Genomic DNA, 14,011 nt, shown 5'->3' with positions numbered 1-14,011 from the left:
AGCCCTGCTAGAATCGAGCGACCATGCGAGGGGAAGAGGGGAAAGGCACATGCTGCGGCGCGGGCTGAGCGGTACAGCGGGATTGCTGCTCTTCGGTGCTGCGGCCTGTGGCACCACCCCCGACGGCCCGAGCGGAGCGACAGGCGGCGCTTCCACGGGAGCTTCGAGCGCCGGCGCGGGCGGCGCGACCGTTGGCAGCGGCGGCTCGGGGGGCGCTGAGCCATCCGGCGGCGGGCAAGGGGGATCCCCCGAGGGGCGTGATTGCGGGACGGCGGGGGAGGTGATCGCGGTGGGCGCGAACCTCCTTGAAGAGGGGACCGGGCCCGCGCCCGAGCTGGAGCGATTGCGTGGCTGTACGCGCTTCCTCGGCACGCTTCATCTGCTGGGCCTGGACGGGCCCGAGGCGATCGACGCGCTCACGGATCTCAGGGAAATAGCGGGATCCTTGCTGCTCTATTCGCCTCCTGAGGATCTCGGACCCCTGTCCAACCTGACGCGGATCGAAGGTCGGTTGCTGGTCGTGGGAGCGCAGGAGGCCTTGCGCGGCCTGGAGTCGATCCAGTACGTCTCCGGGCTGTGGCTCTACCAGAGCGGCTTTGCCGACTTCTCGTGGCTTTCTGCGCTCGCGGAGGTCGGCGCCTCCATGATCGCTCGGCGCAACGCGGATCTGACCGCTGAAGCGTTGGAGTCCTTCGCGACGTCGCACGTGCGCAGCGGCGCGCTGGTGTCCCTCACGAACGCCGTTCCCAAGGAGCCGCCGGACCCCGATGCCGAGGCGGTCGTGTGTGGCCAGCCGGGCGATCTGGTGATCGGGCCCTACACGAGCGTAGCCGGATGCACCCGCTTCCGGGGCTCGATCCACCTGAGCGACACGACGGCAGGCGTCCTGGAGCCGCTCTCCTCCCTCATCCACATCGACGGCTCGCTGACCCTCTTCCGCAACCACACGAACGACTTCACCGCGCTGCGCAACCTGCGCCGCGTCGGCGCGAATTTTCAGATGCATCTGCTGGAAAGCCCCGGCCTCGACGGGTTCGACGCCCTCGCGGAGGTGGGTGAGCTCAGACTCCTGAGCTCGGGTCAGCTCACGGGCTTCGACTGGCTCCCGGCGCTCACCAGCGTTCGTGAATCCGCGCTGGTCGTGAGGGCGTCCCCCCTGTCCATGGAGGCCGTAGAATCTCTTCTTTCGCGCCTGGACATCGGGGGCGAGACCGCGGTGATGTCCTTCGACTGACGCGTCCTCGTTGCGTTCAAATTCATCGCGCCGCCCGCACGCGGCTGACGAGCGCCGCTGCGCCCGCGAGCCCGGCGAGGCCGGCCACCCAGGGCCAAGGGGACGTCTTCGTCGCCGAAGGGAGGGTGACCTTGCCGAGGTCCGTCTCCTCGACCACCTCCTTGATGTGCGGGTACACGCGGATGAAGGCGAGCGCTCCAGCGACCATCCCGAGCAGCCCGAACATCGCGTCGCGCCGGCCTTCGCCGACGGCGGCGAGGGTCGTGCCGGGGCAATAACCGAGGAGCGCCATCCCAGCGCCGAAGGCCACACCGCCCAGGATCACCGAACGTACCTGGAACGGCTTCACGTCGAGCTCGGTCGCGCCGGCCGCGCGCAGGCCGTGCGTGCCGAGCGAGCCGGCGGCCGCCGCGGTCGACATGATCCGCGCAATGCTGCTGTCGCGCAGCAGGAGCTGCTTGATGATGAGGTCGGCATCCGAGGCCCCTCCTCGCTGGAGAAAGGCGCCGAACGCGGTCCCGGTCGCGAGGCCGAGCACCAGTCTTCCGAGCGGATCCCGCTTCATCGCGCGCCTCCTCGAAACAGGAGCTTCGCCGTCAAGGCGGCGCTCACGCCCATCGCGACGTCGAACGCGAGGCTCGCCGCGGCGAGCTGCATCGTGCCGCTGATGCCGTGCCCGCTGGTGCATCCCTTGCCGAGCCGCGCGCCGAACATCATCAGGGCGCCCCCGCAAAACGCGGCGGCGTAGCGCTTTCCGCGGCTCTCCCCGAACCGGGCCCTCCAGGCGTCCGGCAGCGTGGATCCTCGCGCGCCCGAGGCGCGCGAGGCCAGGAACGCGCCAAGGACGATGCCCGGGGCGAGCAGCACCTCCCAGTCGATCTTCGGCGTCGTCTCCCGCTTGGCCACGAACTCGTTCACCCGGCTGGCCTGCGGCGCGAGCCGGCGCGCCAGCGCGCTCGCCGCCGTCTCGAACGCGGACGTCACGCCGAGAGGCCGCTTCGCGGTCCCCATCGCGAACGTCTCCAGCGCTCCGATCGCGAGCCCGGCGATCTCCGGTGCCCAGCGCGCGCCTCCCTGCGAGCTCATCGTCGCGCTCCTTCGATATCCATGGTGGTCACCGTGCGCTCGGGGCCCTGCTTCTTCGGCAAACCGAGCTTCTCCCACGCCGTCATCCCGCCGAGGACGTTGGCGACCTCGGTGAAGCCGCGGCGACGGAGGATGCTCGTCGCGAGCCCAGCGCGATGCCCGACGCTGCAGACGAGCGCGATGCGGCCATGACGCGGCAGCGCGGGCTGGATCTTCTCGAAGTGCTCGTCGAGATATCCCACGTACATGTGCCGCGCGCCTTCGATGTGCCCCTCCGCCTCGAACTCCTGATCATCGCGGACGTCGAGCACGGCGACGGCGTCGCCCGCGTCGTGGAGCTCGCGCGGGGTCATCGTGCCCGTCTTCTCGATGGGCATGCCCGCGTCCCGCCATGCGTCGAACCCTCCGGCGAGCACGCCGGAGACGTGATCGACGCCGACGCGCGCGAGGTGCAGGACCGCCGCCTCCACGTCCGCGGCGCGCGAGACGACCAGGTACACCCGGGTCGTCTCGTCCGCGACCCACCCGCCGAACACCGGGAGCCCGGCGAACCAGAGGTTCAGCGAGCCGGGCAGGTGCCCCGACGCGAACGCCTCGGGGTCGCGCGCGTCGAGCACCAGCCCCTGCTTGGATTCCGACGCGAACTTGTTTGGCGGCAGGAAGGGCACTTCGCCGGGCTTCGCGGAGAGCGGCTTGCCCCCTTCGAGGTTCAGCTTCTCCATCAAGCTGAAATAGGGTGGGCGCGGGATGCGCTCGGCGACCTTGGCGCGGGCGAAGTCGTCGGCCGACTTCACGAAGACGGGATTGTAGGCGCGCTCGAGGCCGAGCGTGGAATCATCGCGCTCCGCGATGTTGCCCCCGCAGACCGAGCCGGAGCCGTGGGCGGGCCAGAGGAGCGCCTGATCGCCCAGCGGGACGAGCTTCTCGTGCACCGACGCGAAGAGGAGGCGCGCGTTGTCGCTGGTCTTGTCGCGGTCGGGCAGGTCGGTCCGTCCCGTCTCCCCGATGAACAGCGTATCGCCGGTGAAGACGCCAAAGGCGCGTCCGGGCGCGTCCGGGAGGAACACGGCATAACAGGTGCTCTCCGGCGTGTGTCCCGGCGTATGGAGCGCGCGGACGCGCAGCCCGATCAGGTCGAGCTCCTCGCCGTCCCGCATCCGGATGTCGCTCTGTCCGAAGAGCGGATGATCCAAGCTCACGATCTTCGCGCCCGTCGCCTTCGCGAGGGCGCCAGATCCGATGACGAAGTCCTCATGGCGGTGCGTCTCGAGGATGAACTTGATCACGAGGTCCCTCTCCCGGGCCGCCGCGAGGACCTCGTCGATGTCCCTCCGCGGGTCCACCACGATCGCCTCACCCTCGTTGCCGAGCAGGTAGGCGATGTGCGCGAGACCTGGAGTCTTCATCCGGTGTAGATGCATGCGCGGGAGCGGATGCAAGCGAGGCGCCAGACAGACCGCTGAGAGCGATCGGCGCGACGCGAGCTCAAGGGGTCACCCGTCGCGCGCAGGACCGCCACGCCTCGACCTGTCCGCTGTGGCGAGATGGTGCCTGACTCGGCGCTCACGCCGCGCGGATATCGCTCTGGAACGGGGAGACGTTCTCCTGGAACATGAGCCACACGAAGAGGCAGCGCACCTCGAAGTGCTCGTCGGCCGCGATGCCCGCGAGCGTGGGGTCGAGCTCTCCGATGTCGTGCCCTTCCCAGAGGAAGCCCGGTACGCCGCGCACCCGGCTGACGAGCCCGCCGGTCTGCAGCTGGTCGCGCGCGCGGAACCAGCGGGTGAGCGACATGTTGACCGCCGCCGTGAAGTCGGGCCGGTGCGCGATGCGCTCCGGCAACGCGACCTGGTCGAGGCCGGCCGACCAGCAAAGCCAGCAGAGGGCGGCCCACTCGGCTCGGGCCCTGCGCATCAGGAGAGAGATTGGCAGGGCTCCTGGGTCGAGCGCCTCGTCCACGGTGAGCTCGACGGTCTCGACGCCATTCTCGGTCTCCTCGGTCAAGGTCGTCTCTGTCCGCGCGAGCTCCACCGGCCCGTCCGGCAAGAGGTGCGACAGGTCGGGCGGGAGCCACGGACAGGGCTCCGTGCCCGGCAGACCGCGCTGCACGGCCTCGCGCAGGCGCAGGAGGCGTGTGGCGTAGAGCCGGACCTTCTGCTGAACCTGCTCGATCGGCTGATCGAGCTCGACCGTGACCGATGCGTCGCCGGGCACCGGATCGATGGCCTGGCGCGCCGGCCAGAAAGCAAACTCCGGGTACAGCAGCCGCACGAAGGTCCTGAGGTGCTCGGCCACGGCGGGGGCCTCGGCCTCGACGCGGTCGGCGTCCTCGAGCGCCCCGCGCGTGTCGCCGAGATCGATCCGCAGGAGCGCGCGCGTGATGCAGGTCGAGCGGCACTCGGGCACGAGCAGCAGCGCCGCCTCGACGAGCGAGAGCGCAACGCGACGCGAGCCCCGGAAGACGGCGGCGAACATGCGGTAAGCCGCGCTCGGTTCGGCGCCGAGCAAGAGCTCGTCCAGGACGCCGAGCGCGGTCGCGTCGGACGCCTCGAGCAGCGCTCGCCCGCGTTGCTCCACGACCTCGGGTCTCGCCTGCAGCGTCGCGTCGCGCAGGAACTCGGCGAGCCTCTCGCGCTCGCCCCCGCGGGCCGCCGCGCGGGCCGCGGCGCAGCAGGCCTCGCGCGCGCGGCCGTCCTGCAAGAGCCCTCGCGCGAGGGCCCAGACGCGCTCGGCGTCCCACGCCGCGATCTCTTCGGCGAGCGCGGGCGACGCGACGAGGCTCGCCTCGTCGAGGGCCGCGCCGAGCTCGCGTCGAACCACCGGCGCCCCGTCCGCGTCGAGCCCCGTGAACGCTCCGACGGGGTGACCGTGCGCATACTGGCCGCGCTCCTCGCGCACGCGCCGGTCGAGGTAAGGGCTCGTGTCCGGATCGGGAAACCAGCGGACGGACGGGCCGTGGAAGCGTCCCTGGGGATCGAAGTGCCGCTCCTCGGAAGGGCGGCCCAGCGCGTCGTACCGGAGCTCGCGAACACGCGCGCCAGCGCGAATCTCGATCTCCTGAGAGGGCTTGCCGTCGCGCGTGAAGTAACGGTCGATGAGCGAGGCCGAGGCGTCGTCCTCCTCGCGGACCAGCCATCGTTGCGCGCCGTGGTCGTAGTCGGCCTCTCCGGCGACGCCGGCGGGCTGGTCGGGCCAGCGGGAGCCGTCCGAGGAGATCGGGTACCCGTCGCGGTCATGAAAGACCTGGCGCAGGATGCTCCCTTGCCGATAGCGCGTTCGCAGCTCCCAGGCGCCGGGCGGCACGCAGCACGGTCGTAACCTGAGCTCCGTCGGGGCGTCGCTGCCGTACACAACCACCTCGCCGTCGAGCTCGCCGCCCCGGTAGCGCCCGCGCTGCGCGGGTTGACCGTTCGGGTGGAACAAGGTGAACGGTCCGTCCTTCACCCCGCCCGCGTAGGAGCAGCGCGAGAGCAACGAGCCGTCGCTCGCGCGGTAGACGTGGCACTCGCCCGAGCGGCGGCCGTCGGCGTCGGTCTCCACGAGCTCGAACGTGCCGTGCTCGGGGTCGTACCTGGCTGAAGAAGGAACCGACGGAGGCCGCTCCGCGCCGTGGTGTGCCGTGGAGTCCACGCATCGCAGTCTATCGGCTTTCGCGCCGAGAAGGCGGCCCTTCACGCTGATTGCAAAGATCCGCGAAGCGCGGGTCCGGGGCGAGCGGCGCCTGCCTGAGCGCCGCTCCGAGCCACGGAAGCTCGACCCTCTCCACGACCGCGGCCAGCGCGGCGGATCGCTGCTGTCTGCGCCGCGCTACTGGTTGGCGGTGTCGCCGGTGCAGATGACGAACTGCGTCGCGCCGTCCAGGGCTGCGCCGTCGCCGGTGAACCGGACCTGGCGGCGCTCTGTGGACGGGCACTTGGCGACGACTTCGTCTCGGCCGAAGCCGAGCCGCGGGTCGACATAACACCACCCGTGCACCTTCTCGCCGCCGACCTCGACCGGCGCAGGAGGCACCGTGTTCTGGCACGCCGCGAGCTCGTCCGGCGTTTTCAGCTGCTCGACCTCGCAGACGCAGTTCCAGCCGTTCACCGCCGCCACCGGATCGTCGAGCACCACCCGCTTCGCGGCGAGGTTCTCGTGGAGCACCTCCCGCCGCGCCGTGAGCCCGTCGCAGCCGCACTTCCCCTCGGCCGTGCTCCGCGCCTCGAGGACGAGGCAGCTGACCTGTCCGCTCTCGTTCGGCTGGAGCGCGCGGGGCAGGCACTGCCCGCCGAGCTTCGTCTTCAGGCGATCGACGATCGCGCCGATCGCCGGCCGATAGCCGAAGTCGAGCCGGTCCTCTTCCGGGAACCTGAGCTGCGCCGGGCACACGGAGCCGACGATGCCCTGCTCCCCGAGGTCCCGGATGAGCTCGAGCTGCCGCAGGCCCGGATAGGCCTTCGCGCTGACCTGGAGGTTGCTGTCGGTGCCGTCGGGATTGTCCTGGCACAGGGGGTTGTCTCGGTCTGCCGTGCTCTTGCAGTCCCCGCCCGTCACGGGCTCGAGCAACTCGAATGTGCAAGCGTACTGGAGGTCGCCGACGCTCGGGTCGGGGTTCCATTCATGGCCGTTGATGTCGTTGGCGTCGTCCGGCGAGTCCGGGCCGGCGATGCGCGTTCCGGTGATCGGGTTCTCGCCATCGCGGGGGAGCGGCGACTCGATCATGTGGGGATCGCCGGGGCTCCGGCGCGACTTCGGATCTCCGAGGATGATGTCCCAGGTGCTCGCGAAGCTCGCGCTGGGAGCACGCAGCTCCTTGGCGCTCTTGAAGCCGCCGACGCGATTGCCGTCCTGGTCCCTGCCTTCCCGGAGATCGGGCTGACCGGCCTCGTCCTGGCGCGCGATGTCCTGCCACGGGACGCCCACGAGGCCCGCGAAGAACACGTACTCCGGCGGACGGTCCGCGCTGTTCTCGTCGTCTGGGTCGAGATCCGAGAAGATCGGGTTGTCGACGAGATTGCCCTGGTGATCCTGGATCCGTTTCTGCGTGAGCGCGTCCCTGTAGCGGTCGATCGGGTAGAGCAGATCGATGCCGAACCGACGCTTCTGGTCGAAGCAGCGCAGATTGTGCGGGTCCTCGTCCGGGTCGAGCGTCTTGGGCTGTCCATCCGGGCCGCATGTCTCCTCGTCCAGCGGGCACTCGCCCCTGTCCGACCCGCAGGACATGCAGCACGGGTCGTCCAGGCCCTTCTCCGCGCACTCCCTGCGCGGCGCGAACATCTGAAAAACGTCGCCGTCGTCGTGCTTCTGCCTCGCGACCCAGAAGGCGTTCCCCCCCTCCTTGATGGAACAGTCGTTCTCGTCCGACAGCATGACGATCGCGAGGAGCGAGTCCGGCCGCAGGAACGCCCTGCGCTGATCCAGGAGCTTCTTGTCCACGCCGCGCCGCTCCGCTTTGCCGTTCACCACCTCGAGGGTCTCGTAGGGCGCGGGGTCCACGAGGAAGCGGTACCAGCTCTCCAGCTGCGACTCGTAGCCGCAGCCGGTGTCGGCCACTCCTCTGACCATGTTCGTCAGCGTCGGCACCAGGCCGCGCCCCGCGCCGTCGTCGAGGATCGACTCGCCCGCGGGGCTGAGCTTCTGCTCTGGATCCCAGGCGAGGAACCCCAGGTTCTGGTAGGTCGGCGGGTCGTTGTCTGCGTCGTTGTGGTCGTCCCTGTCGCTCCGGGCGATGAGGTGCCCCTTGTCGTTGTAGAAGAACTGTCCTTCATCGCGGCACGAGTCCGCGCCGTGGCTGCCGAGGCTCGTGCTGATGATCCCGATGTGGATGTCGACGACGGGCTCGAACTCGCGCTCCATGCCGCTCGGGCAGCCGCCGTCCTCCTCCGGCGGGGACGACGTCAGGGGGTTCAGCGGATCGATGCACCGGGGATCGACCAGGCGCCTCACGAGGTCGGGCACGGCCAGCGCGAGGATCTCCTGTTTGTCCTTCATCGACCCCGAGTTGTCGATGGTCAGGAGGAGGTCGATCTTGTCGACGCGCCGCGGGAGCCGCTCGACGACGGTGCCAGTCGTGCGCGTGTCCTGATGGGCTATCGGGCGGCTCAGGCACCCCGGGAGGAGCGATGTGCCGCCGACGACGAGGGAGCACAAGAGCGACGCTGCCGCGCGGGCAGCGCGGGACGGAGGACGAGTGAGCATGGATCCTTCCTTGCGCGAGAGATGGAGTGGGGCCTTTCGCGCGCCATGCGCGCGCGGAGCCGGCGCGCCCGTCTCGCGCGGAGTGGGTGACAGGCCGCCTGGCTATCGCGTATCAGACGCCGAGAGGGGGTGTTCTCTTGGCTACGTGGCGAGATGAGCGCGACCCCATCACGAAAATCCACGAACCATGGAGAGAGGGCGGCGCGGCGGCCGCGTCGCACAGTGGCGGCACAGCCGCCGTCACGACACGGGCAGCGCAGCCGCCATCGCGGGCGGAGGCGCCGCCGCCTCGTCGGAAGCGGAGGCGGCCTGCGCCGGTATCCGATCTTATTGAAAAATTATGTGTGGGAAGGAATCGTGAAGGCCGGGCGCCAGGGCGTCCTCGGCCGGCGGCGGGAGCTCAGCTCTCGGCGGAGGCGGCCGTCTCGGCGCCGGCGACGAGCGGCGCGTACTGCGCGAGGAACTTGCTCCAGCGCTTGTGCTTGCGGCCGGGCTTCCGGGAGCTCTGGGTGCTCCGCTCCTGCTTCTGGGTGACCTTGAGGGTGAGGTGCTGGTGCTGGCGCGTAGGGCGTTGCATGGCGGCGGATGCTGCTCGAACGCGCCCCGCTCCGCAAGCCTCAACGCGACGGAGCCCGCGCCTGCTCGCTCCGTCCGTCGCGCTCCGTCCCCAGCCGGCCGAAGCTGTGGATCCCGTAGATGAGCACCAGGAGCGCGAGCACCGTGAGCCCCATGCCCGCGTCCGACGGCCCGACGCCGACCAGCGCGAGCCCGGCGACGAGCAGCAACCCCCCGCCGCCGAGCGCGCGTCGCGCGCGCTCCTCGGCGTCTCGCTCTCTCCTGTGCCCCCGGCGGCGCGCCGGCCCGCCCTCCTCGCGCGCGCTCACTGGAACTTCTGCGTCCGCGCGTAGGTGATGAAGTCCTGCACGTCGCGCGTGAGCTCGCGCTCGGCGGTGATCGTCGTGCGCTCGTGCGACTCGCCGACGAGGTCGTCGTAGAGGTAGTTCTGCTGGTAGAGGAGCACGAGGCGAATGGCCCCGTCCGGCCCGCCGCGGACGACGCGCAGCTTCTCGTCCCGGCCGTTCGGCGGCGGGATCGCGGCGCCGAGCGCCTGGGCGTCCTCCTCGGTCACGTAGACGACGCCGTACGCGCGGCTCTGCACGCCGACATCGACGCGCACCTTCTGCCCGCTGGTCAGCTCGACCTCGCGCCCGCGCGCCGGCTGCGCGCCCTCGTGCGCCATCGCGCGGCGGATCACCTCGATCGCCCTGCGCTCGTCGAGGGCGCGCAGCGGGTTCGGCGCGCGCGCCTCGCCGCCGCTGCACGCCGCCAGCGCGAGCGCCGCGGTCGCGATCCCCAGCGCGAGGCGCGCCGCTCGTCGCGCGCCGCCGAGGAGACGGCGCGCGTCCAGAGCCTGCCCGGGCGCGGGCGCGAGCGCTGAAGGCCGATGCGGAAGGGGGCCGAAATGGGGAGCCCCCGAGCCTTGATGAAGCTTCCTCGACATGAGCGGCTTGAGAGTAGCCAACCGCCCGGAGCTTCGCTACTTCTCCCGACATGGCGCGGCTCGCTGCGATCGACATCGGATCCAACGCCATCCGGCTTCGCATCGTCGACGTCGATCCTCCGGCGCTCGGGGCGTTCGGGGCCGGCCGGGATCCGGCGCTCGCCGGGGCCGCGACCGGGGCGCCCGACGCGCCGCGCTTCCACCCGTTCCGCGATGTCCATGCGGATCGCGCCTCGGTGCGTCTCGGGCACGACGTGTTCACGAAGGGCCGGCTCGAGTCGGGGGTCATCGGCGCCGCCTGCGAGGCGCTCCGGCGCTTCCGCACGGCGATGGATGCGGCCAAGGTCGACCGCTACCGCGCCGTGGCGACGAGCGCCGCGCGCGAGGCCCAGAACGGCGACCTCTTCGTCGAGCGCGCCGCGCGGGAGGCCGGCGTCCACATCGAGGTCATCGAGGGGATCGAGGAGGCGCGCCTCGTCCAGCTCGCCGTCCGCGAGCGCGTCGCGCTCGGCGAGCGGACCGCGCTGCTCGTCGACATCGGCGGCGGCTCCACCGAGCTCACGCTGCTCCGCGGCCGCGGGGCCGTCTTCTCGCGCTCGCTCCCCGTGGGGACGGTGCGGATGGTCGAGGCCTTCCTCGAGGATCGCCGCCCGGTCGACGCGGGGCACCGGCGGCTCGTCGAGGAGTACGTCGATCGCGTCATGGTCGAGGCCACGCGCGAGATCGTGGAGCTGCTCGGCGAGGGGTCGGGCTCGGGGATCGATCTGCTCGTCGGCACGGGCGGCAACATCGAGACGCTCGCGGATCTCTGCCCCGCGCCGGCCGGGTCCGCGGAGGGGCGGGCGATCGACGTCGGCGCGATGTCCCGCCTGCTCGACGAGATGGCGTCGAAGACGCCCGAGGAGCGCGCGCAGATCTACGGCCTGCGCCCGGACCGCGCCGACACCATCGTCCCCGCGGCGACGATCCTGGGCCGCATCGCCCGCGCGTTCGCGCAGCGGGTCATCGTCGCTCCCGGGGTCGGGCTCAAGGAGGGCGTTCTCGTCGATCTCGCCCACGCCCACTTCCTCGGCCCCGACTTCCGCGGAGAGGCCGCCGCGGTCAGCGACGCCTGCGTCCGGCTCGGCCGCCGCTACCACTTCGACGAGAAGCACGGCGCGCTCGTTGCCCGCTTCGCCGAGCGGCTGTTCGACGACCTCGCGCCGCGCCATCGCCTCGGCCAGCGCGACCGGATCCTCCTGCGCGCGGCGGCCCTGCTGCACGACATCGGCGACTTCGTCCGCTACGAGGGGCACCACAAGCACAGCTATTACGTCATCGCCCACAGCGACCTCATGGGCCTGACCCCGGAGGAGCGCGCGATCGTGGCGAACATCGCGCGCTACCACAGGAAGTCGCCGCCCAGCATGGATCACGACAACTTCCGCGCGCTCTCGCGCGACGCGCGCGCCAAGGTGAAGTCCATGGCGTCGATCCTCCGCATCGCCGACGCGCTCGATCGCGAGCACCGGGCCAAGGTCGCGGAGGTGAGCGGCCGCATCGAGGGCGACACGCTGGTGATCGAGGTGCAGGGCGCGGAGGACCGGGCGCTCGAGGAGTGGACGGTCGTCGCGAAGGCGGGGATGCTGCGCGACGCGCTCGGCCTGGAGGTGCGGATGGTCGACGCCACGCCGAGATCGCGCCCGCCTCCGGCCGCGAGCGCGGGCGGATGACGCGAGGCACCGCCGCGCTCGCGGCGGCTGACGCGAGGCTCCGCTGCGCGCGCTGGCGGGGTCGACGCCCGAAAAAGGCGCCGTGGCCTTTGCGTGGAGCCCTGCGGGCCACCATGAAGCTCGGCACGGGGGAGGTCCTGCCCCCGTGGACGAGCGCGGCGATGCCGTACCGACGGGCGCGGCTGCGCCGCCGTGGAACAGGGGCGAGCGACCGTTGACGCTGAAATCTCCGAAGCTGATGGAGGCCCGCCGCGCCGCCGGCGTCCTGAGGTCCGCCCTGCGCGGGCACACGGGCGATCTGACGCTCGCCGACGCGTCGGCGAAGAGCGGCCTGCCGCTGCGCGACGCGGAGAGCGGCCTGCACCTGCTCGTCAGCGAGCACCGCGGGCACCTCAAGGCGACGTCCGAAGGTGAGCTGCTCTTCCGCTTCCCGTACGGCTTCACCAAGCCGTGGGAGACCCGCACGCGCCTCACGCGCGCGCTCCAGGCCGTCCTCCGGGCCGCCGCCGGCGTGGCCCGCTTCGTCGTGCGGGCGTGGATCGCGATCGTGCTGATCGCGTACGTCGTGATCTTCGTCGGGATCCTGATCGCCCAGCTGTTCGCCCGCTCGAGCAGCGACTCGCGCAATCACGACGGCGTCCCCGGATCGTTCGCCGGCTACTTCCTCTTTCGGCTGGTCCTCGACGCGATCTTCTGGACGTTCCACCCGTTCTCGCCGTTCGTGTGGACGGCCGAGCCGGCGTGGTCCTCGTCGCATGGCCACCGCGGGGCGTTCGGGCAGCGACGCGACGAGACGCCCTTCTACGAGAAGGTGAACCGGTTCTTCTTCGGCCCGACGCCGGCGCCGCGCGATCCGCTCGAGGCCGAAAAGCTCATCCTGGCCGAGATCCGCGCGCAGCGGGGCCGGATCGGGCTCGCCGACGTGATGCGCGTGACGGGGCTCTCGCGCGACGAGGCGGATCCGATGATGGCGCGGCTGATGCTCGACTACGACGGCACGGTCGACGTCTCCGAGGAGGGGGGCATCGTTTACCGGTTCGAGGCGATCCGGCGGACGGCGGCGGAGGCGCCGGCGCGGGCGCCCGCGCCGGTCTGGGCGGAGCGCGAGGAGCTGCCTCCGCTGACCGGGAACGGGCCGGGGATGAACGCGCTCATCGTGGCGCTCAACGGGTTCAACCTGCTGATGAGCCTCTACGCGCTCGGGGCCCACCTGACGCTGGACAACCTGGGGCTCCTGGCGCGGGGCGTCCCGATGGCGGAGCTGCCCGCCACGGGGACGGCGGTCGCGCTCGGGGTGGTGCCGCTCGTGTTCTCGCTCGCGCTCTTCGCGCTGCCGCTCGGCCGGGCGATCCTGCGCCCGCTGAAGCAGCGGAGGCTCGCCCAGCGGAACGGCCGGCGGGCCGTGCTACGGGCGATCCTTTCCCGCGTCGGCGCGCGGCAGGGCCGGGAGCCGATCACGGAGGCGGTGCTCCAGCGGGCGTGGCAGGAGGCGGCGGGGGAGCCGCCGCGCTCAGAGGAGATCACCCGTGAGGTGGTCGCCCTCGGGGGCGACGTCGACCTCGAGGCAGGCGAGGGGATCCGGTACCGCTTTCCCGATCTGGAGACCGAGGCGAAGGCCCTCGAGGCCGAGCGGGAGGCGGCCTCCGAGGAAGAGGCGCGCGCCGGGAAGGTGATCTTCTCGTCCGACGCGTGAGAGCCGTCGCAGACGGTTTTTTCTGTGGTGCTTGATGAGGGCGCTGACAAAAACCGTCGATGGCGTGTGCGCGCGTACGGAGCCGCACCGCATGGAAGCGCCGTTCATTGACGCGCTCTGGTCTGGACGTCTACGTTAGGGTGAATTTCGCTCATGTACTCCGTTGACAACAGGGCCGGTCGTCTCATCGAGGTGAGGCTCGCATCACCGCTCCCGACTGGCGAGGTCGACGCGTGCATCGCCCGGATCCAGGGCGTCGTGACCCAGAACCGGCACGGCGCTGTTGTCTGCATCGAGCTGCTCCAGGTCGACGTGCTCGCGCCCGAGAGCGCGGAGAAGTTCCTGGAGATGATGCGGGTCCAGAACGCCACGGTGCACCGGACGGCCTACCTGCTGCCGGTGTCGAACGCGATCCTGGGGCTCCAGGTCGAGCGCCTCATCCGGGACGCGCATAACTCGAGCCGAAAGGCGTTTCGCGACACCACCTCGCTCGAGGCCTGGCTCGTCCCGGTGATGACGATGGTGGAGGCGCAGCAGCTCCGGAAGTTCCTGTCCCAGCTCGGCTGAGGGGGCGCCGCCCGCGGCGCGCGCCGCGGGCGCCCCGCCGC

Annotated in this window: 12 protein-coding genes; 4 read left to right on the top strand and 8 right to left on the bottom strand. The window is 71.2% G+C overall.

The window, feature by feature from the left end:
• The first annotated feature begins 289 nt into the window (after positions 1-289).
• Complete coding sequence (locus WME97_RS30660) at positions 290-1,234, top strand: hypothetical protein (RefSeq protein ID WP_437542531.1); 945 nt, start codon at positions 290-292, stop codon at positions 1,232-1,234.
• A 22-nt stretch (positions 1,235-1,256) separates the two neighbouring features.
• On the opposite strand, the gene WME97_RS30655 is transcribed toward WME97_RS30660, so the two are convergent.
• The 8 genes from WME97_RS30655 to WME97_RS30620 form a co-directional block, all read right to left on the bottom strand.
• Entirely contained in the window at positions 1,257-1,799 is a 543-nt protein-coding gene (locus WME97_RS30655; RefSeq protein WP_437542530.1) for a DUF6691 family protein, read from the bottom strand.
• A complete protein-coding gene (locus tag WME97_RS30650) occupies positions 1,796-2,320 on the bottom strand; it encodes a YeeE/YedE thiosulfate transporter family protein (protein WP_437542529.1) in 525 nt (174 codons plus the stop codon). Before WME97_RS30650 ends, WME97_RS30655 begins: the two co-directional genes overlap by 4 nt.
• Complete coding sequence (locus WME97_RS30645) at positions 2,317-3,726, bottom strand: MBL fold metallo-hydrolase (RefSeq protein WP_437542528.1); 1,410 nt, start codon at positions 3,724-3,726, stop codon at positions 2,317-2,319. Before WME97_RS30645 ends, WME97_RS30650 begins: the two co-directional genes overlap by 4 nt.
• Positions 3,727-3,883: 157 nt before the next feature.
• Positions 3,884-5,950, bottom strand: a complete 2,067-nt coding sequence (locus WME97_RS30640; RefSeq protein ID WP_437542526.1) for a toxin-antitoxin system YwqK family antitoxin — start codon at positions 5,948-5,950, stop codon at positions 3,884-3,886.
• A 177-nt stretch (positions 5,951-6,127) separates the two neighbouring features.
• Entirely contained in the window at positions 6,128-8,497 is a 2,370-nt protein-coding gene (locus WME97_RS30635) for a hypothetical protein (protein WP_437542524.1), read from the bottom strand.
• Between the two features lie 400 nt (positions 8,498-8,897).
• Positions 8,898-9,074, bottom strand: coding sequence for a hypothetical protein (locus WME97_RS30630; protein ID WP_437542522.1), 177 nt, complete (start codon positions 9,072-9,074; stop codon positions 8,898-8,900).
• A gap of 40 nt (positions 9,075-9,114) precedes the next feature.
• Positions 9,115-9,381: a hypothetical protein gene (locus WME97_RS30625; protein ID WP_437542520.1), complete on the bottom strand. Its 267-nt coding sequence runs from the start codon at positions 9,379-9,381 to the stop codon at positions 9,115-9,117.
• Positions 9,378-9,998, bottom strand: a complete 621-nt coding sequence (locus WME97_RS30620) for a hypothetical protein (RefSeq protein WP_437542518.1) — start codon at positions 9,996-9,998, stop codon at positions 9,378-9,380. The genes WME97_RS30625 and WME97_RS30620 overlap by 4 nt, the downstream gene beginning before the upstream one ends.
• 50 nt (positions 9,999-10,048) lie before the next feature.
• Between WME97_RS30620 and WME97_RS30615 the strand changes: the two genes are divergently transcribed.
• The 3 genes from WME97_RS30615 (at position 10,049) to WME97_RS30605 (ending at position 13,970) form a co-directional block, all read left to right on the top strand.
• Entirely contained in the window at positions 10,049-11,710 is a 1,662-nt protein-coding gene (locus WME97_RS30615) for a Ppx/GppA phosphatase family protein (protein WP_437542516.1), read from the top strand.
• A 214-nt stretch (positions 11,711-11,924) separates the two neighbouring features.
• Positions 11,925-13,403 (top strand): hypothetical protein, encoded by a 1,479-nt coding sequence (locus WME97_RS30610; RefSeq protein ID WP_437542515.1) that lies wholly within the window; start codon positions 11,925-11,927, stop codon positions 13,401-13,403.
• A gap of 153 nt (positions 13,404-13,556) precedes the next feature.
• The gene (locus WME97_RS30605; protein WP_437293542.1) at positions 13,557-13,970 is read left to right on the top strand and encodes a hypothetical protein; all 414 of its coding nucleotides are present in this window, start codon (positions 13,557-13,559) and stop codon (positions 13,968-13,970) included.
• The last annotated feature ends 41 nt before the right edge of the window (positions 13,971-14,011 follow it).

The sequence above is a fragment of the Sorangium sp. So ce367 genome (assembly GCF_051520455.1).
Lineage (GTDB): Bacteria > Myxococcota_A > Polyangia > Polyangiales > Polyangiaceae > Sorangium > Sorangium cellulosum_B.
Note: the sequence above shows the minus strand (reverse complement) of the source record. Positions and strands in the feature narration are given on the sequence as shown.